An 18,769-nucleotide genomic window follows, 5' to 3' on the forward strand; every position below is an offset into this window, starting at 1 on the left:
ACTTGGAACACATTGACGCAGCTGCCTTCAGATAAGTATCAGGAATAATCACTAGGAATTGGGGATTATTTTAGTCTATATTCAGTGAAAAATGTCGTCTTACGCTAAAATTTCAGGGATTTTTACTGATCGATAGAGAATTGGACAAAATAGACCAACGCATCCTGCAAGAGCTGGAAATCAACGGAAGGTTGTCGATCGTCGATCTTGCGGCACGTGTCAACCTGACCAATACCCCCTGCTCCGAGCGGGTCAAGCGCTTGGAAAAAAACGGGTACATCAAAGGCTATTGTGCCATCGTCGATAAAGAGCGAATGGGGCTAGCCTTGGTCACGGTTGTGCAGGTTTCACTGGCCGCGACGGCTGAGCAATCTCTTGGTAGGTTCAATGACGCTGTCCGTAATATTCCAGAAATTGAAAGCTGCTTAATGGTGGCAGGATCGTTTGATTATCTTCTGACGGTGCGCACCCGAGACATTACACACTTTCGCGATATCCTCGGTGAGAAAATAAATAAGCTGCCTGGAATTCACCAGACAAGCTCATTTACAGTTATGGAGATCGTGAAAAGCCCAATCTCCTGACAAAGGATCTTTCGGCCAAAAGGCGGATTGTACGTTGACGCGATTCAATCAGCCCGGATCTGTGTTGTAAATCAGGCGTTCGTCACAGGGCGCAATACGCAGAATATTGGTGGTTCCGGGCACGTTGAATGGCACCCCAGCGGTCACCACGATCTGATCAGTCTCGGTCGCAAACCCGCTCGCGCGGGCAGTGCGGGCTGCATTGACAACAGCGCCTTTGAAGCGTTCCAACTCGGGCGTCATCACGCAATGACAGCCCCAGCTCAGGCAAAGGCGCCGTGCGGTTCCGGTGGCGGGCGTCATGGCGATGATGGGCACTCCGGGACGTTCCCGCGCGGTCAACAGGGCCGTTGTGCCGCTTTGGGTAAAACAGCAGATGGCCTTGATGTCCGTCTTTTCGGCAATCTCACGTGCCGCGGCCACGATCCCGTCGGCAATCGTTGTGCCTTTGGCGGTGCGCGATGCCGAGATGATCTGGGTATACGTCGGATCAGCCTCGACCTCGATGGCGACCTTGTTCATGGTTTGCACAGCTTCGATCGGATACGATCCCGCTGCCGATTCAGCGCTGAGCATGATGGCATCGGTGCCCTCATATATGGCAGTCGCCACGTCCGAAACCTCGGCCCGCGTGGGCATCGGGCTTTCGATCATGCTTTCCAGCATTTGTGTGGCCACGATCACCGGCTTGGCCGCTGCTCGACACCGTCTTACCAGCCGTTTCTGGATCGGCGGCACGGCCGAAACCGGCAGTTCGACCCCCAGGTCGCCGCGGGCCACCATGATCCCGTCTGACGCATCAAGGATTTCTTCAAACGCTTCAACCGCCGCAGGTTTTTCAATCTTGGACAGGATCGACGCGCGGCCATCGGCCAGCGCGCGGGCTTCGAACACGTCCTTGGCGCGCTGCACAAAGCTTAGCCCCAGCCAGTCGACGCCCAACTGGCAGACAAACTCCAGATCGTCCCGGTCCTTAGCCGACAGCGCAGCCAAAGGCAGAACGACATCAGGCACGTTCACACCTTTACGGTCCGAGATTGTGCCCCCGACCTCGACCGTGCAATTTGCATGATCCTGACCGCAATCCTGAACGACCAGACGGATTTTACCGTCATTGACCAGAAGGCGCGCGCCTGGTTCCAACGCAGCGAAGATTTCGGGATGCGGCAGACACACGCGGCTGCCGTCGCCCAGCGCCGGGTCCAGATCCAGACGAAACGCTGCGCCCTCTTCCAGTTCTTCCGCGTCATTGGCGAATTCACCGACGCGTAGCTTGGGTCCCTGCAGGTCGGCCAAAATGGCAATCGGACTGTCCAGATCCTTTTCAACCTGCCGGATGATCTGGTGACGTTCCCGGATCTCGTTATGGCTGCCATGGCTCATGTTCAGGCGGAACACATCCGCACCTGTCTCGTGCAGTGCGCGAATGGTGTCATAATCATTAGACGCCGGTCCCAGCGTCGCCACGATTTTCACATTTCTCAGGCGTCGCATAGGTCTTGCTCTCCTTAGGTCTTCACTCGATTTCGCGCAAATGTTACCGCAAACATTACTTCAGGTCGCTTATTGCGCAATTCCCTTTCCGAAGCAACTGCCCTACACCTGCGACAAACTAGATGACAGGCTTATGACGTATTCCCCGTTTTTTATCCATGGCGCTGATCGCCCTTCGCGCTGGCTGATCACATGCGATCACGCTACCAACACGGTGCCGCCCGAAATCAACGGCGGAGACCTCGGCCTGCCGCGCGAGGACATGGAGCGTCACATCGCCTATGACGTCGGCGCTTATGAGGTCTCAAAGCACTTGGGAGAAATCTTGAACGCGCCTGTTATTGCCGCCAATTTCTCACGACTGGTGATCGACCCGAACAGAGGCGAGGATGATCCGACCCTGCTGATGAAGCTGTATGACGGCTCGATCATCCCCGGCAACCGCCACGCCGACGCAGTCGAGCGCGAACGGCGTCTGTACATGTGCTACCGCCCCTATCACGAGGCGCTGGAACGTATGGCGGGGCTGCCGCATGCGGTGATCGTGTCGATGCACTCTTTCACCCGCCAGTTGCGGGGCCGCGACCCGCGCCCGTGGCATATCGGCGTGCTGCACACCCCGGATGAACGGTTTTCGCGCCCGTTGATCGACCGGCTTGAGGCCGAAGCGGACCTGTGTGTCGGCGTCAACGAACCCTACACAGGTGTGCTGCCCGGTGACGCAATTGATCGGCACTGTACATCGCATGGCCGCCCTAACGCCCTGATCGAGCTGCGCAACGATCTGATTGCAGACAACGCCGGACAGCGTGAATGGGCCGAACGTTTGGCCGTGATCCTACAGGACGCTTTGGGCGAAAGCGGCCTGTGACGTGGGGTCAAACAAGGTCGATTCAGAACCTCACGTCGTTGTGAGGTTGCTCGGCGACCCCCATATATTAGGGGAAAGGAGACGACCATGACTCAGGAATTCCTGACGACCGTCTTCGGTTGGATGACGGTCCTTAACTTTGCCCTTTTAGCACTGTCTACACTGTTGATCGTAGCCCTGCAGGACTGGGCCGCCGGCATACACGGCCGGATGTTCCAGATGGAGCCGGGCGATGCGAAAAGGGCCTATTTCCGGTATCTGGCGAACTACAAGATCCTGACAATCGTTTTCTGCTTGATGCCGTGGCTGGCCTTGAAACTGGCATAAAACCGAAATCCATCGCCGGGAAGGGCCTGTTGGCCCTTCCTGTTTGTTGTAACAATGCTTTCGGATTGTTAGGTCAGGCAAACGACACTTTGTGGGAGCCCGACAATGGATAAGCAAACCGAAATCGAACTTCAGGCCGCCGCGTTCCGCCGGTTGCAAAAGCACCTGATGGACGACCGCACCGACGTTCAGAACATCGACATGATGAATCTGGCCGGGTTCTGCCGCAACTGCCTGTCGCGCTGGTATCAGGAAGCCGCCAACGAAAAGGGGATCGAGATGGGTAAGGACGAAGCCCGTCAGATTTTCTATGGCATGACCATGGATGAATGGAAGGCCAACTATCAGACCGATGCCAGCCCCGAGAAACAGGCCGCCTTCAAGGTCGCATTTGAAGAAAATGTCGGGAAAAAGGACTAGCGTCCAGATTTGAAAAAGGCCCGCCAATTCGGCGGGCCTTTTCTTTAGATCGCTGCCTTGCGGCTTTCGTCCAGATAAATCTCGCGTAGCCGCTTGGCGATCGGACCCGGGGATCCATCACCCAGTGTCACGCCGTCAATTTCAACCACAGGCATGACAAAGGCACTCGCCGAGGTAGTAAAGGCTTCGTCCGCATCTTTCGCCTCATCAATGGTGAACAGGCGTTCTTCGACCTCCATCTGCGCCTCAGCCGCCATGCGCAGCACGGCCTTACGCGTGATGCCGTGCAGAATGTCGGTCGACAGCGGTCGGGTGACGATCTTGCCGTCTTTGACGTAGTAGGCGTTGTTGCTGGTGCCTTCGGTGACATAACCGTCTTCGATCAGCCACGCGTCGTCACAGCCCGCTTTCTTGGCCATCATCTTGCCCATCGACGGGTATAGCAGCTGCACGGTCTTGATGTCGCGACGGCCCCAGCGGATATCCTCGATCGAGATGATCTTGGCACCCTTTTTCGCCGCTGGGCTGTCGGCCAGGCCCGGCTTGTTCTGGGTGAACAGCACCAAGCTGGGTTTGGTATCCGCTGAAGGAAACACAAAATCCCGGTCGCCATCCGATCCGCGGCTGACCTGCAGGTACACAAGACCTTCTTCGATGCCGTTCAGCTCAACCAGCTTGCGGTGAATGTCCAGCAGTTCGTTCTTGGTGCAGGGCTCGGCCATCTCCAACTCGTCCAGAGACCGCTTGAGGCGCACGGCATGCCCTTCGAAATCAATCAGCTTGCCATCCAGAACGCTGGTGACTTCGTAAACGGCGTCTGCGAACAGGAAACCACGGTCAAAAATGGAAACCTTGGCTTCGGTTTCGGGCAGGTATTCGCCATTCACGTAAACGGTGCGGGTCATATTATGTCTCCTCAGCCCCAAAGTTCCGCCTTCGGCGGGTGCACTCCGGCATCATCAAAATTCAGCGGGTTGTCGCGGTCTTCGGCCAACAGAAGCGGGCCGTCAAGGTCCGTTACCATCGCACCCTGCGCCAGAAGGGTCGCAGGAGCCATCGCCAAAGAACTGCCAACCATGCAGCCAACCATCACACGATAGCCTTCGGCTAGCGCCTGTTCACGTAGAGCCAGCGCCTCGGTCAGGCCGCCGGTCTTGTCTAGCTTGATGTTGACCACGTCATACTTGCCTTTCATCGCAGGCAGGCTGCTGCGGTCGTGGCAGGATTCATCAGCACATACCGGCACCGGGCGATCCATCCCGATCAGCGCGTCATCTTCCCCAGCGGGCAGAGGTTGTTCGACCAGCGCAACACCCAACCGCACCAGATGCGGTGCCAGATCGGCATATACGTCTGCCGACCAGCCCTCATTGGCGTCGACGATGATCTTGGCGTTAGGCGCACCAGCGCGCACGGCTTCCAGACGGGGCATGTCGTCTGGCGTGCCCAGCTTGATCTTCAACAACGGCCGGTATGAATTCTCGGCCGCCTGTGTCTGCATCTTTTTCGGCGTGTCCAGCGACAAGGTGTATGCGGTGATCTCTGGGCCGGGCGCGGGCAGTCCGGCCAGCTCCCATGCACGTTTTCCGGCGCGCTTCGCCTCAAGATCCCACAGCGCACAATCCACCGCGTTGCGGGCTGCGCCAGCAGACAGCAAATTCATCAACTGTGTACGATCAAACGTGTCCGGAAGGCCGGCGATCTCGGCCTCGACCGACTCCAATGTCTCATTATACCGCGCATAGGGCACGCATTCGCCCCAGCCCTGATGCGCGCCATCTGACACGCGTACGGTCAGCACATTCGCTTCGGTCCGCGACCCGCGCGAGATCGTAAAGACCTGCGCCAGTCGAAATACATCACGAGAGACGTCAATCTGCACGCACCCGCTCCTTTATCTATTCGAAGTTTCCCCGCCAGAGGGTTCTCTGACGGGGTCCTTTGATCACATTGCGGCCAGCGCGTCGACCAGCTTGCCCGAGCCAAAACGGAACGGATCGGTTGCAGGCAGACCCATGTCCGCCTCAACCTTGGCCAGATAATCGACCGCGTCCGCTTCGCTCATGTGTTGGGTATTGACCGAGATGCCCACGACCTGACAGTCCGGATTTGCTACTTTGCCCAGCGCCAGCGTGGTGTCGCGCAGAGTCTCCAGCGAAGGCAGCTGATAGGTCGGCAGCCCGCGCATATGCTCACGAGTGGGCTCGTGGCTCAGGATCAGCGCGTCCGGCTGTCCACCGTGGATCAACGCCATGGTGACGCCGGAATAGGAGACATGGAACAGCGAACCCTGTCCCTCGATCAGGTCCCAGTGGTCGTCGTCATTGTCCGGTGTCAGCCATTCGACCGAGCCTGCCATGAAATCAGCAACAACAGCGTCCAGAGGCACACCGTCACCGGTGATCAGGATGCCGGTCTGACCCGTGGCACGGAAAGTGGATTTCATACCACGCTTGCGCATCTCGGCATCCATTGCCATCGCGGTGTACATCTTACCAACCGAGCAGTCGGTGCCCACGGCCAGGCAGCGCTTGCCTTTGCGCTTGATGCCATTGGCGATCGGATAGTCGACCTCGGGCACGCGCACGTCATGCAGCTTGCGGCCGGTGGCCTCGGCCACTGCGACCAGATCGGGTTCGTCACTCAGCAAGTTGTGCAGGCCCGACGCCAGGTCAAAACCTTCCTCAAGCGCCATCACCAGAACCTTTTTCCATTCCTGGCTGATCACGCCGCCACGGTTGGCCACGCCGATGACCAGGGTTTTGGCCCCGGCCTCTTTCGCCTCGGTCAGGGTCATGTCAGTCAGGCCCAGATCAGCCTTGCAGCCGTCCATCCGGTATTGGCCCACAGCATTTTCCGGGCGCCAGTCTTTAATTCCAACTGCCACTTTAGCCGCTAATTGGTCGGGCGCATCGCCCAAAAACAACAGGTACGGTGTCTCGATCATTGCGGTTCACTCCTTTGATTCCGGCACAACCTAGGTGACGCTCTTGGCGAGTGCTTTGCATTTTCACCCGGCATAATCATTGTTGATAGAATAATTTCGCGCCTGTTCGCCATATTCCGCGAGTTTCTTTCAAGTTTTCATAGTGATTAATCTTTAATCACCATTCTGATCACCTCAGACGGCAAATGCTGCGATTGCATTGCCGCAGATGCATAAAGATGCTTGCGCATGCGTGCGCAATTTAATACCTCAATGAGCAGGAAAATTGTAATTTCATTTCTCGCACGAGGTCCAGATGAGCTTTCGCCTTCAACCTGCCGCCCCCGCCCGCCCCAACCGGTGTCAGCTTTTCGGGCCGGGATCGAACACCAAGCTGTTTCCGAAAATGGCCGCGTCTGCGGCGGATGTGATCAACCTTGATCTTGAGGACTCGGTGGCACCGTCGGACAAAGACATTGCCCGCGCCAACGTGATCGAGGCGCTGAACACCGTCGATTGGGGCAACAAGCACATGTCCGTGCGCATCAACGGTCTGGACACCCCCTATTGGTATCGCGACGTTGTGGATCTGCTGGAACAGGCCGGCGACCGGCTGGATCAGATCATGATTCCCAAGGTCGGTTGTGCAGCCGACGTCTATGCCGTTGACGCACTCGTCACTGCGATCGAGCGCGCCAAAGGCCGCAGCAAGCCGATTTCCTTCGAGGTGATCATCGAATCCGCCGCTGGCATTGCCCATGTCGAAGAAATCGCGGCTTCCTCGCCACGGATGCAGGCGATGAGCTTGGGTGCTGCAGATTTCGCAGCCTCAATGGGGATGCAAACAACCGGCATCGGCGGCACGCAGGAAAACTATTACATGCTGCGCGACGGCGAAAAGCACTGGTCCGATCCGTGGCACTGGGCACAAGCTGCAATTGTTGCCGCTTGCCGCACCCACGGCGTGCTGCCGGTGGACGGGCCATTTGGCGATTTCTCGGATGATGAGGGTTATATTGCGCAGGCCAAACGCTCGGCCACTCTGGGGATGGTCGGCAAATGGGCGATCCACCCCAAACAAATCGCGCTGGCCAATCAGGTCTTCACTCCGTCGGACGAGGCCGTATCCGAGGCGCGCGAAATTCTGGCGGCAATGGAACAGGCCAAGGCGAATGGCGAAGGCGCGACAGTCTACAAAGGGCGTCTGGTCGATATCGCATCAATTAAACAGGCCGAGGTGATTGTGGCGCAGGCGGAACTGATCGCCGCCAACGGCTGATGGCCAAAAAAGGCGCCCAGCGGAGCGCCTTCTTAATTACCGCCCAAAGATGTCGTTGGGCACCCAGGTGAGCTTTTCACCTTGTTTGCCCGACTTCATCATCAGGCAAGAGGATCCTAGTTTTTGGAAATAGACAATCTTCAATGGATACCAGCCCGCCTTGGGCACTTCAACTTCGATACGTTGATTGGCTTCACAGCCTTGAATGCCGGTTACTCGGCCAATCTGTTGGCCGCCAACCGAGGCCTCAATCCCGTCATTTGACCACGTTTCCAACTCGTAAATCCCTGGCGAGTCAAACCGCATATACCCCGTAACTTCGGCGGCAACGTTATAAGCGCCGTCGAACGTCATAACATCCTCGCCTTTGCTGGTGTCTCTGTAGTCCAACCCCCGTAACGGTTTTCCGGGCTGTGCTTGAGACAGCAGGCTCTTTGCCTGGCTTAGATCTCGGATCTTCTTGTGTTGATTGCCTGTACCAAAGTATTTCACATTTAACCCGGCCTGCGGGCTGGGTTGTGGGTTTGCGGGTTGCAGCTTAAGCGGCGCTGACATTACCGCTCCGGCAATCAATGCCATGGCTGCGGCAAGCGCACCGGCTTTGATAAGTTTCATGATCGTCTCCCTGTGACGGCATAAGAGGGGTTTGTCCCCATTTTGGTTTTCCCATTGCTGTGACACTAGGATGTGAGGAATTTCCCTGCAAGACGGTTACAATTCACATTTCCCTGTCAGGCGCGCAAATCCTTGGGTGAATCCATCACCACGTAGGAGGTGATCGACGTCACATGCGGCAGGGTTCCCAGCACCTCTGTGTGAAAGGTTTTGTACGCGGCAAGATCAGCGCATTCCACACGCAGCAAGTATTCGATGGTGCCTGTGATATTGTGGCATTCGATCACTTCGGGCGCATGTTGCACTGCCCGTTCAAAACCTTCCTGCGCGGCTTTGGTATGCTCTCCCAATCCAACGCCGATGTAGCCCACGAACCCTACGCCCAGTTCTTTCGGGCTCAATACCGCGCGGTAGCCGGTGATCACGCCTGCACGTTCAAGCTCTTGCACGCGACGCAAGCAGGCCGACGGCGACAGGCCAACGCGGTCCGCCAGTTCCAGGTTGCTGATACGGCCGTCACGTGTCAGCGCACGCAATATTTGCTGGTTTATGTGATCAATCTTCGCCATTAATTGTGAAATTACCTCAAAAACGCACAAAACCGCAATTTCATTTGCTGTTTCATCAGTGATTATCCGCGCCATGACCTATGACATCTTATTGGCCCTGATCGCTTTCGCTTTCGTCTCGTCCATCACGCCTGGGCCGAATAACCTGATGCTGATGGCCTCGGGGGCCAATTTCGGGTTTCGAAGGACCATCCCGCATATGCTGGGTATCGGGCTAGGGTTTACTGTCATGGTCCTACTGGTTGGTGCCGGGCTGGTGCAGGTGTTTGACAGCTACCCGATCAGCTACACGGTGCTGAAACTCGCCTCGGTCATTTACCTGCTGTATCTGGCGTGGAAGATCGCGCATGCGGCCCCGATAAAAGGCAAGGATGCTGAGGGGGATCCCATGACCTTCCTGCAGGCCGCAGCCTTTCAATGGGTCAATCCCAAGGCCTGGGCGATGGCTCTGACGGCCACCACGGCCTACACGCCGGACCACACGTTGCAGGCCATTGTCATCGTAGCGCTGATTTTCGGAGTGGTGAACCTGCCATCGGTCAGCACCTGGACCATATTGGGCCAGCAAATGGCGCGAATCCTGACGAACCCGCGCCGTTTGATGGTCTTCAACTGGACCATGGCGGTGCTGTTGGTGGCCTCGCTCTATCCAGTCTTGTGGCCGAGCTAACCACTTTCCGCGCTAGGCAGACTTCGTCCGCAATGGCATTGGCGACATCTGCCTCCCGCAGCTTTCAAGGCTGGCTGACATTGCCATCCCCTTCGTAACCGAGGCCGCAATTGCCGCATCCACAATTCTTGTCGAGTTGCATCCCGCGCAACCACGCGTCATATAGCAGGGAACTTCCGCGTTGAGAGGCGTCATGACCCAGTATCTGGATTTCGAAAAACCGCTGGCCGAAATTGAAGGCAAGGCAGAAGAACTGCGCGCGCTGGCCCGTGCCAATGAAGAGATGGACGTGGCCGAAGAAGCCGCTGCGCTGGACGCCAAGGCCGCCAAACTTTTGGAAGAGCTGTATGGCGATCTGACCCCGTGGCGAAAATGTCAGGTTGCACGTCATCCGGACCGCCCTCATTGCCAAGACTACGTCAAAGAGCTGTTCACTGAATTTACCCCATTGGCTGGCGACCGGAACTTTGCCGACGATCTGGCCGTTATCGGTGGTTTGGCCCGGTTCAATGATCAGCCGGTGATGGTGATCGGTCATGAAAAGGGTTCGGACACCAAATCGCGGATCGAAAGGAATTTCGGCATGGCCCGCCCCGAAGGGTATCGCAAGGCCGTGCGCCTGATGGAAATGGCCGGCCGCTTTGGCCTGCCCGTGATCACTCTGATCGACACGGCGGGTGCCTACCCAGGCAAAGGGGCCGAGGAACGCGGCCAGTCTGAGGCAATCGCGCGCTCGACCGAGATGTGCCTGAAGATCGGCGTGCCGTTGGTGTCGGTGATCATCGGCGAAGGTGGGTCCGGCGGGGCTGTGGCCTTTGCCACGGCGAACCGTGTCGCGATGCTGGAACATTCGGTCTATTCGGTGATCTCGCCCGAGGGATGCGCCTCGATCCTGTGGAAAGATGCCGAAAAGATGCGCGAGGCCGCCGAAGCGCTGCGCCTTACCGCACAAGACCTGCACAAGCTGGGCGTCTGTGACCTTATCATCCAGGAACCCAAAGGCGGTGCCCATCGCGATCGCCCCGCCACTGTCGAATCCGTTCGGGACGCCATTACCCTGATGCTGAAAGAGCTGGACGGCAAAGATGCGGCGGCCCTGATTCAGGACCGCCGTCAGAAATTCCTGGATATCGGCTCGAAAGGGCTGGCGGCGTAACCCGTCAGCCCCCCAGGCTGCGCAGCAACGCGACCGAGGGTTCTCCGGTGACCGGCATGCCGCTGGCGCGCTGATAGGCGCTGATGGCGGATTTGGTGTTGTTGCCGATCAAACCATCTGCGCCTTGAGTATCATAGCCAGCCGATGTCAGACGAGTCTGGAGTTCCTTGCGGTCTTCCAGCGTAAGACCCGTCGCATCCGGCCCGAACGAGGCCTGAAATGGCGCACCGCCCGCGATCCGGTCAGACAAATGCCCGACGCCAATCGCATAGCTGTCCGAGTTATTATAGCGTTTGATGACCTGAAAATTGCGGAACACCGCGATGCGGGGTCCCGGCTTCTGCGGCTGCAGAACCGCAAGGGGCGTGCCGGATACAGTGCCGGCCTCACCGCCCCAAGGCTGCCCCCGCACCCAGCCCGCGCGTGCCAGATAGGCCGCGGTCGAGGCCAGAGAATCCGTAGGGTTCTCGGACCAGATATCCCGCCGCCCGTCGCCGGTGAAATCCACCGCATAGGCCAGATAGGATGTGGGAATGAACTGCGTGTGCCCCATTGCCCCGGCCCAACTGCCGGTCATGTTGGCGGGGCTTGTGTCGCCTTCCTGAATGATCCGCAAGGCTGCGATCAGTTGCTTTTCAAAGAACGCGCCGCGCCGCCCGTCATAGGCCAGCGTTGACACGGCAGACACCACCGGCACATCCCCGCGCCGCGCGCCATAGCGGCTTTCCAAGCCCCAGACGGCTACGATCACTTCTTTGTCGACCCCATACTTGGCTTCGATCTGCGACAGGGTGCCTGCATGGCGCACCAACATCTGCTTGCCGGTTGCGATCCGCTCATCCGAAGCCGCAATAGCCAGATAATCCTCGAGTGAGCGTTTGAATTCGACCTGATTGCGGTCCCTCTCAATCACCTCGGGCAGATAGCCTGCGCCCTGAAAGGCCAGGTTGAGAGTTGTCTGCGAAATCCCCTGTGACGCGGCGCGGCCCTTGAAGCCGGCGACCCAGGCATCCCACCCGGCGTTGGGCACAGGCCGCATCCTCGTTGCCGGGGCGCTGGTGGGGGCACCCGTGGAACAGGCCGTCAACAGGGCCGACCCGAGCCCCAAAGAAAATATCCGTCGATTGATCATGGCTGAAATCTGCTCTTGTTGTGATTTGGTTCAGATTAGCCCAGAGCCAATCTCCAAACCAGAACGACAACGCCAATCAGATGCAAATTCCCGACTTCGGCAACAAGCCGCTCAGCTCACCAGCAACCGCAGACCCTGCGTCACGTCCGAGCGGACGGCCAAGCGCAGTCCGGGCTCATCCCCGGCCTGCAACGCAGCGATGATCAGCTTATGGTTATGAGGGGGGTCAGTCCGCCGTAACCGACCGTATAGCGCGCGCATGGTAGGTCCAAGCTGCAGCCACACAGTTTCCGCAATCGCCAGCATCGCCGGAGCCTGCGCGCGCAGATACAGCGTGCGGTGAAATTCAAGGTTCGAGCGGATGTAGCCGACGGCATCGCGCTTAGTGACCATCTCGGCCACGGTCATGTTGATGGTTTGCAGCCGGTCGATCAGCGCCATATGCGCCCGCGGCAGGGCGCGGCTGGCCAGCTCGACTTCAAGCAGCGCGCGCAAGGCGGCCAGTTCCTCGATCCGATCATTGGTTAGCTCGGGCGTCGAAACCCGCCCCGAGGTGGACAGAAACAGCGCCCCTTCGGCGGCCAACCGACGCACGGCCTCGCGTGCGGGGGTCATTGAGACACCGAATTCCTTTCCAACCCCGCGCAGGGTCAGCGCCTGCCCCGGCGCCATTTCACCGTGCATGATACGCGCGCGCAGTACGCGATAGACCCTGTCATGTGTGGCGGTGTGGGATTCTGTGGGGCGTGCGGTCAACATACCCCCATGTGATCACAAATAGACCCGGGGTCAACTCGCACCGGTATCAAATCTGTATTGATGCAATTGCGCCCCGTTGTCGCGCAGCCAACGCCGCTGATCGCGATAGTCGCCAAAAATCCGCTCGACCTGCGCCCAAAAGGCGGCAGAGTGGTTCATCTCAACCAGATGCGCCACCTCATGCGCTGCGACATAGTGCAGGATCTCGGACGGCGCCAGGATCAACCGCCACGAGAACATCAGCCCGCCAGCGGAACTGCACGACCCCCAGCGCGACCGCGTATCGCGCATGGTCAGGCTAGAGTATGACCGCCCGAGCATCTCAGCATATTCATCGCAGGCCCCTGTCAGCCGATCACGCGCCAATTCTTTGAGAAATCGTGCCAGACGGCGCGCCTCGGCCCCTTCGGGCACTGCGACCTCATCACCTCGCAACAGCACGCGTCGCCCGCTGGCAGGCACGATTCGCCGCTCGATGCCTTCAATCGGGATGGACTGGCCGAACTGAACCACTGCCGGATCAGGACGATCCAGCAGATGCTGACGTATCCACTCTTCCTTGGTGCGGGCAAAACTCAGCGCTTCGGCCTCGGGCACACCTTGCGGATAGGTCAGCGTAACCCGCCCATCCAACTGGGAAATCCGCAAGCTGATCCGCCGCGCCCGCGCCGATTTGCGCAACCTCAGCGGCACCGGTGGCGTCCCGGGCAGTGCGTGATCTCCCATATGCCTGTTTCTCCTGCGCAAAGGCTTTGACAGTGCCCGCTGCATGTGGCACGTGACCTGAATCGTTGATACGACTCACCTGATATCAAGGGGAATTGACATGCCCAAGGAAGAATGGGGTGTAAAGCGCGTTTGCCCGACCACCGGTAAGCGCTTTTATGACCTGAACAAGAACCCGATTGTTAGCCCCTATACCGGCGAGATCGTGGAGCTTGAAACCGGCAAAAGCCGGATGATCGCCGCGGATGCAGAAGATGCGGCGTCGGCCAAGGCGCGTGAAAACGCGTCGGATGAAGAAATAGTTCTGGACGATGACGACAATGTCGATGTCGAGCTGGACGATGATCTGCTGGACGATGATGACGACGACAATGATAACGTCTCGCTGGACGATATCACCGACATGTCGTCGGATGAAGAAAATTAAACCGGTCAGAGGCGGCCTCGCGTCGCCTCATGCCCACCGTCAGACGCGGGTCGGAAACTTTTTGGCAATTTCTACTTTTGGTCTTGCACTCACCGCCGCCGTCTCATAAACGTCCGTCCACTGCTTCGGCAGTACCTTGATGGGGCCTTAGCTCAGTTGGGAGAGCGCTTGCATGGCATGCAAGAGGTCAGGGGTTCGACTCCCCTAGGCTCCACCAAATCCTCGTTGAGTTCATTGCCGTTTAAGCCAGTCTCGGCGTCCCAACCCCACACAGACCCCCACATATTACTGAATTCTTCTGACTTCAACTGCTGTCAATTGGGCTAATGAAACCAATTTGGCAGTCTCAAACCTTGCTGTCTCGTAGCCCTATTACCTTCAACCAGTTAACTAGGCCAAAGTGCGTACAACATTGTGGAATGGAAATTGAGAATTGAGTGGGAGCATCCTAGGTGTATTGCATGTCTTGGATCGAAGAGGCTGAGCCATGAGCATGTGATACCAGATAGCCTTGGAGGCATCTTCACGTCTCGAATTCTTTACCGGGAATGTAACAGCCGATTTGGTTCCTAAATCGAAGGAGCGATAATTCTCGCTTCTGAACTCCGCAACCCACGGGTCAAAACCCAAGGCAGATGACAAGAACGCAAAGTCAGGCTATTATGTCAATATTATTGACGTAAAAATGACGACAATCTCGGTTCAATGACTCACGACGAGCCAAAGCCCAAACGCGGTCCAGACGGAAAGTTCCTGCCTGGGCACAATCCTCCAAAATCACCCGGTCGACCACGAGGGTCTAAGGGCGATCAGGCGCGGGCATCCAAATTGGCAGGCGAACTTCTTGAAAGATGCTCGGACGCGCCACAGAAATTATTTCTGACGAACTGCAAGATGGTAATCTCGCAATTGCGCAATGGCTCATCGACCGGGTCCGACCGCCAGGACGATCCGACTATGTGCAACTGAATCAAGACATCAGCTTAGATACCGTCGAAGACATTGTCGTTACTTCAGAGCGCATCGCTATGGCGGTATCTCAAGGTGAAATCAGCTTGCAGGATTCCAATTGGTTGCAGGAAGCTCTGGGACGACACGTGCAGTTGAAAAGCATAGAGGAACTTTCTGAGCTTCGTGCTCAGGTGGAGAAGCTGCAGCGAAACCGCAGCGAACAACAGACATTGAACAACTCTCTAGTGCCGAAATGGGGCCGCTTACGTAAGACTGACCAGAAAGACTAACCGAAGTTGGATATGGTGTCAGATGAGTGATCTGTCTCGCAAACTTGAATACCAAGCGAACTTATGGAACGGACAAATCCATGTCTGACTTAGCGGCAGTTTCGGCTTCGCTGAAAGCCGCTCAAGAGGCTAAAGCAAGACAGACTGTCGCAATTCGGCACTCGGAGCAGATTGGAGCGCTCCCGCCTAAATTGATGTCCGCGCGGCGAGAACTCTATGAAGCATAGCCGATTGCTGTCCTCAGCCATGTCAAACCTTAAAGAACATAGCCCGTAACAATGGTGGCCAAAAGCGTTGCAGCCGGCGACCGCTAATTGTTCCAGTGGCTATTTAATGCGACAAAGCCGCCATCTTTGAAGAATGTTCGAACGCCCGTTCAGAGCCCATAGACGACTTAAAGGACCTTTTCAGCATTCCTCACTTTGGGCGGATTCCGGACATTCGCTGCATTTGAGATAAACGTCTGCAATCCGGGTAAGAGACGAGTATAGAAAACAAAACAGAGTAGGCTTCAGCCTGAAGCAAATTGGCTGCCCCTTAATTCGCGCGAAGACCACGTGGCTCGTGATCGCGTTGCAATTCACTCTCGAAACAACTCCGCAAATTCACCACAATCTCGATGTGCCCCTTTTGGGGTACTGCCAAAACAATGGGCATTGGGACTACCCTCGAAGTTGACGCTGCGATCCTGACGTAACTGATGGCAGCCGCCAAGCAACCATGCGGGGACCAGACCATGACCACCTCCCAAGCTGTCGCGATTGACGTGCGGAATGCAGTGAAGCGCTACGGCGACTTCACGGCGTTGAAAAAAATATCACTGTCAATCAAGGACAACGAGTTTTTTACTCTGCTCGGGCCCTCTGGGTGCGGCAAGACCACCTTGCTGCGCATGATCGCCGGGTTTGAAGATGTGACCGAGGGAGAGATCTTTCTCTACGGAGAGGAAATCGAAGATCTACCGCCCAACAAGCGCCCAGTGAACACGGTTTTTCAGAATTATGCGTTGTTCCCGCATATGACCATTCTGGACAACGTGGCCTTTGGTCTGGAGATGCGGGGTGCGTCGAAATCTGATGCGCGCACTCAGGCCGGTGAGATGCTGGAACTGGTGCAGCTCAGCCAGTTCTCGACCCGCAAGCCGAGCCAACTCTCTGGAGGTCAGCAACAGCGTGTCGCGCTGGCCCGTGCGCTGGCGCCACAGCCCAAGGTTCTGCTGCTGGACGAGCCGCTTTCGGCGCTTGATCTGAAACTGCGCAAGGCGATGCAGTTGGAACTGAAGCATTTGCAGCGGGAAACCGGAATCACCTTTATCTTCGTGACCCACGATCAGGAAGAGGCGCTGACCATGTCGGACCGGATTGCGGTCATGTCGGCAGGTGAGATGCAGCAGCTGGGGGCACCCACGGATATCTACGAACGTCCGCACAACATGTTTGTGGCTGACTTCATCGGGGAAACCAACCTTCTGGAAGTCTCGGTCGATGGGATTGCCGAGGGCCGGGCCGTTTGCCATCTGGGCGGCGGGCACGAGCTAACCTGCAACGCGCTGGACGGGATCAACGTCGGCTCCAAGGTGCATATGTCGATCCGCCCCGAACGTCTGTTCATGTCGGGTGAGCCCGAGAAAGACGGCAGCCTGCATGGGCGGGTCAAAGAGAACATCTTTGTTGGTACCGATATTTCCACCATCGTTGAATTGGATGATGGTCCCGATTTTGTCGTCCGCACCTCGAACTCGGATCGCGGCAACAAGCGGATCTTTGAGCCGGGCACCGAGATGTTCGTCAACATGGAGCTCGGGGCCGCGCGCCTCCTGGTGGACTGATGGCAGCCGGTGCAGCAAGCGGCGGCAGCGCAACGACAGACACCTACAAAGAGGCCCGGACCTGGCTGTTGATGCCGGCATGGGTGGTGCTTTTGTTCCTCTCATTGGCGCCAGTGGCGATGATGCTGATTTATTCCTTCCTGACCAAGGAATTCCGTGGCGGCGTGATCTGGGAGTTTAGCTTTGCGGCCTATGATCAATTCTTCTGTGACCGTGGCCTGTTCGGCGACGAAGGGTGTACGTTTGAATGGACGTATATGACCATTTTCTGGCGCTCGATCTGGCAGGCTGGTGCGGCGACGCTTCTCAGCCTCGCGATTGGCTTCCCAACGGCATACTTCATTGCCACGCGGCCCGAGAACGTGCGCCCGCTTTGGGTCTTTCTGATCACGATCCCCTATTGGGTAAATCTGCTGATCCGCACCGTCTCGATGAAATTCCTGCTGCGCGACAAGGGACCGCTAAATGATTTCCTGATGAGCATTGGTCTGATCGACAGCCCCTTGCACATCATCAACACCAATTTTGCGGTGCAGCTGGGTCTGTTCTATTCCTATCTGCCCTTCATGGTGCTGCCGATCTATGCAGCGGTAGAGCGCTATAACTTCTCGCTGAGCGAGGCGGCGGCGGATTTATATGCCAGCAAGTTCACCACGCTGTGGCGCATCCTGTTGCCAGCGGTCAAGCCGGGCGTCATCGCGGGCTGTATTCTGGTCTTCGTGCCTTCGTTGGGATCATTCCTTGCACCGGATCTTCTGGGTGGTGCGAAGAACTTCATGATCGGTTCGCTGATCGAAGAACAGTTCAAGGGCAACGCCGGCAACTGGCCGTTCGGGGCAGCCGCATCGATGATCCTGCTGAGCCTGGTGCTCGTGATCCTTCTGATCTTTGCACGCCAGCAGGCCAAAGCTGAAAAGGCGGAGGGATAAATCATGGCTAGCAAGCAATTCGATATCAAAACCTATGGCGGCTTCAAGGGTATCACCCTGTTGTGTCTGGTCGTGCTCTACGCGCCGCTGATCGTGGTGACGATCTACAGCTTCAATGCCTCGCAATCCCTGACCAACTGGGAAGGCTTGTCGCTGCGCTGGTACGCGGACGTGTTCAGCGGACCGGAAAGCGCCAAGTTCAAAGAGGCGGCCAAGAACAGCTTTGTTATTGCCATCATTGCGGCGGTCGTTTCGACCTCGATCGCCACGCTGGCAGCCACGGGGATGGTGCGCGGTGGCAAGTTCAAGCTGCGGACCCTGTCCTTTGGCCTGATCAGCCTGCCGCTGATGGTGCCGGAGATCGTGACGGCTGTTGCGACGCTGATCTTCTTCAACTCGATCGGCTTTGACCGGGGTCTGATGACCATCGTGCTTGCGCACATCGCGTTTTGCATTCCCTTTGCCTATCTGCCGATTTCGGCGCGGATGCAGGGGATCGAGGACAGCTATGAACAGGCGGCTCAGGATCTTTACGCCACCAAACGGCAGGCGTTCACCAAGATCCTGCTGCCCTTGATGATGCCAGGGATCATCTCGGGGTTCCTCCTGGCTTTCATCGTCAGTCTGGACGACTTCATCATTACCAACTTCGTCAAGGGCGCAGGTGTCGAGACCCTGCCAACCGCGATCTTTGGATCGGTCAAGCAGGGGATGAAACCCAATATCATGGCGATCTCGACCATGCTGCTGGGCGTGTCCATCGTCATGGTCACGATCAGCTACTTCGTCTCGAAATCCGATAACACCAAATAACCA

22 protein-coding genes and 1 tRNA gene are annotated in these 18,769 nt (G+C 57.2%); 14 read left to right on the forward strand and 9 right to left on the reverse strand.

Annotated elements, in window-relative coordinates; all coding sequences use genetic code 11:
* Positions 1–140 precede the first annotated feature (140 nt).
* Positions 141–584 carry an Lrp/AsnC family transcriptional regulator gene (locus RUE5091_RS15915; RefSeq protein ID WP_058282928.1) on the forward strand — a complete coding sequence of 148 codons (444 nt, stop codon included), beginning with the start codon at positions 141–143 and terminating at the stop codon, positions 582–584.
* A gap of 48 nt (positions 585–632) precedes the next feature.
* Here the strand turns inward: RUE5091_RS15915 and pyk are convergent, their stop codons facing one another.
* Positions 633–2,078: a pyruvate kinase gene (gene pyk / locus RUE5091_RS15920; RefSeq protein WP_058282929.1), complete on the reverse strand. Its 1,446-nt coding sequence runs from the start codon at positions 2,076–2,078 to the stop codon at positions 633–635.
* A 133-nt stretch (positions 2,079–2,211) separates the two neighbouring features.
* Here pyk and RUE5091_RS15925 point away from each other — a divergent pair, with 133 nt between their 5' ends.
* From RUE5091_RS15925 to RUE5091_RS15935, 3 genes are all read left to right on the forward strand, one after another.
* Positions 2,212–2,949 (forward strand): N-formylglutamate amidohydrolase, encoded by a 738-nt coding sequence (locus tag RUE5091_RS15925; RefSeq protein ID WP_058283006.1) that lies wholly within the window; start codon positions 2,212–2,214, stop codon positions 2,947–2,949.
* An 87-nt stretch (positions 2,950–3,036) separates the two neighbouring features.
* Positions 3,037–3,276 carry a DUF6868 family protein gene (locus RUE5091_RS15930; protein ID WP_058282930.1) on the forward strand — a complete coding sequence of 80 codons (240 nt, stop codon included), beginning with the start codon at positions 3,037–3,039 and terminating at the stop codon, positions 3,274–3,276.
* A 105-nt stretch (positions 3,277–3,381) separates the two neighbouring features.
* On the forward strand, positions 3,382–3,696 hold the full coding sequence (locus RUE5091_RS15935) for a DUF1244 domain-containing protein (RefSeq protein WP_058282931.1): 315 nt from the start codon (positions 3,382–3,384) through the stop codon (positions 3,694–3,696).
* A 44-nt stretch (positions 3,697–3,740) separates the two neighbouring features.
* Here the strand turns inward: RUE5091_RS15935 and RUE5091_RS15940 are convergent, their stop codons facing one another.
* From RUE5091_RS15940 to dgcN, 3 genes are all read right to left on the reverse strand, one after another.
* Entirely contained in the window at positions 3,741–4,601 is an 861-nt protein-coding gene (locus RUE5091_RS15940) for a D-amino-acid transaminase (RefSeq protein ID WP_058282932.1), read from the reverse strand.
* 11 nt (positions 4,602–4,612) lie between these two features.
* Positions 4,613–5,578, reverse strand: a complete 966-nt coding sequence (dgcA, locus tag RUE5091_RS15945) for an N-acetyl-D-Glu racemase DgcA (protein WP_058282933.1) — start codon at positions 5,576–5,578, stop codon at positions 4,613–4,615.
* Positions 5,579–5,641: 63 nt separating this feature from the next.
* Positions 5,642–6,643, reverse strand: a complete 1,002-nt coding sequence (gene dgcN / locus RUE5091_RS15950; RefSeq protein WP_058282934.1) for an N-acetyltransferase DgcN — start codon at positions 6,641–6,643, stop codon at positions 5,642–5,644.
* 295 nt (positions 6,644–6,938) lie between these two features.
* Between dgcN and RUE5091_RS15955 the strand changes: the two genes are divergently transcribed.
* The gene (locus tag RUE5091_RS15955; protein WP_058282935.1) at positions 6,939–7,901 is read left to right on the forward strand and encodes an L-malyl-CoA/beta-methylmalyl-CoA lyase; all 963 of its coding nucleotides are present in this window, start codon (positions 6,939–6,941) and stop codon (positions 7,899–7,901) included.
* 36 nt (positions 7,902–7,937) lie between these two features.
* Here the strand turns inward: RUE5091_RS15955 and RUE5091_RS15960 are convergent, their stop codons facing one another.
* Positions 7,938–8,516 carry a PA14 domain-containing protein gene (locus RUE5091_RS15960; RefSeq protein WP_058282936.1) on the reverse strand — a complete coding sequence of 193 codons (579 nt, stop codon included), beginning with the start codon at positions 8,514–8,516 and terminating at the stop codon, positions 7,938–7,940.
* Between the two features lie 116 nt (positions 8,517–8,632).
* Positions 8,633–9,085: an Lrp/AsnC family transcriptional regulator gene (locus RUE5091_RS15965; RefSeq protein ID WP_058283007.1), complete on the reverse strand. Its 453-nt coding sequence runs from the start codon at positions 9,083–9,085 to the stop codon at positions 8,633–8,635.
* A 73-nt stretch (positions 9,086–9,158) separates the two neighbouring features.
* Between RUE5091_RS15965 and RUE5091_RS15970 the strand changes: the two genes are divergently transcribed.
* Complete coding sequence (locus RUE5091_RS15970) at positions 9,159–9,755, forward strand: LysE family translocator (protein WP_058282937.1); 597 nt, start codon at positions 9,159–9,161, stop codon at positions 9,753–9,755.
* A 193-nt stretch (positions 9,756–9,948) separates the two neighbouring features.
* Positions 9,949–10,911 (forward strand): acetyl-CoA carboxylase carboxyltransferase subunit alpha, encoded by a 963-nt coding sequence (locus tag RUE5091_RS15975; RefSeq protein WP_058282938.1) that lies wholly within the window; start codon positions 9,949–9,951, stop codon positions 10,909–10,911.
* A gap of 4 nt (positions 10,912–10,915) precedes the next feature.
* Here RUE5091_RS15975 and RUE5091_RS15980 read toward each other — a convergent pair whose 3' ends face one another.
* The 3 genes from RUE5091_RS15980 to RUE5091_RS15990 form a co-directional block, all read right to left on the reverse strand.
* Positions 10,916–12,043, reverse strand: coding sequence for a lytic murein transglycosylase (locus RUE5091_RS15980; RefSeq protein WP_058282939.1), 1,128 nt, complete (start codon positions 12,041–12,043; stop codon positions 10,916–10,918).
* A gap of 111 nt (positions 12,044–12,154) precedes the next feature.
* Positions 12,155–12,802, reverse strand: coding sequence for a GntR family transcriptional regulator (locus RUE5091_RS15985; protein WP_058282940.1), 648 nt, complete (start codon positions 12,800–12,802; stop codon positions 12,155–12,157).
* Positions 12,803–12,832: 30 nt separating this feature from the next.
* Positions 12,833–13,528, reverse strand: coding sequence for a M48 family metallopeptidase (locus RUE5091_RS15990; RefSeq protein ID WP_058282941.1), 696 nt, complete (start codon positions 13,526–13,528; stop codon positions 12,833–12,835).
* A gap of 100 nt (positions 13,529–13,628) precedes the next feature.
* On the opposite strand from RUE5091_RS15990, the gene RUE5091_RS15995 reads away from it, so the two are divergent.
* From RUE5091_RS15995 to RUE5091_RS16020, 7 genes are all read left to right on the forward strand, one after another.
* The gene (locus RUE5091_RS15995; RefSeq protein WP_058282942.1) at positions 13,629–13,955 is read left to right on the forward strand and encodes a TIGR02300 family protein; all 327 of its coding nucleotides are present in this window, start codon (positions 13,629–13,631) and stop codon (positions 13,953–13,955) included.
* Between the two features lie 141 nt (positions 13,956–14,096).
* A tRNA-Ala gene (locus RUE5091_RS16000) sits at positions 14,097–14,172 on the forward strand.
* A gap of 197 nt (positions 14,173–14,369) precedes the next feature.
* A complete protein-coding gene (locus RUE5091_RS23865; protein ID WP_370732369.1) occupies positions 14,370–14,528 on the forward strand; it encodes an HNH endonuclease in 159 nt (52 codons plus the stop codon).
* A 278-nt stretch (positions 14,529–14,806) separates the two neighbouring features.
* Entirely contained in the window at positions 14,807–15,196 is a 390-nt protein-coding gene (locus RUE5091_RS16005; RefSeq protein WP_058282943.1) for a hypothetical protein, read from the forward strand.
* 736 nt (positions 15,197–15,932) lie between these two features.
* Positions 15,933–17,024, forward strand: a complete 1,092-nt coding sequence (locus tag RUE5091_RS16010) for an ABC transporter ATP-binding protein (protein ID WP_058283008.1) — start codon at positions 15,933–15,935, stop codon at positions 17,022–17,024.
* The gene (locus tag RUE5091_RS16015) at positions 17,024–17,953 is read left to right on the forward strand and encodes an ABC transporter permease (RefSeq protein ID WP_058282944.1); all 930 of its coding nucleotides are present in this window, start codon (positions 17,024–17,026) and stop codon (positions 17,951–17,953) included. Before RUE5091_RS16010 ends, RUE5091_RS16015 begins: the two co-directional genes overlap by 1 nt.
* A gap of 3 nt (positions 17,954–17,956) precedes the next feature.
* Positions 17,957–18,766 (forward strand): ABC transporter permease, encoded by an 810-nt coding sequence (locus RUE5091_RS16020; protein ID WP_058282945.1) that lies wholly within the window; start codon positions 17,957–17,959, stop codon positions 18,764–18,766.
* Positions 18,767–18,769: the final 3 nt, after the last annotated feature.

Source organism: Ruegeria denitrificans (assembly GCF_001458295.1).
Classification (GTDB): domain Bacteria; phylum Pseudomonadota; class Alphaproteobacteria; order Rhodobacterales; family Rhodobacteraceae; genus Ruegeria; species Ruegeria denitrificans.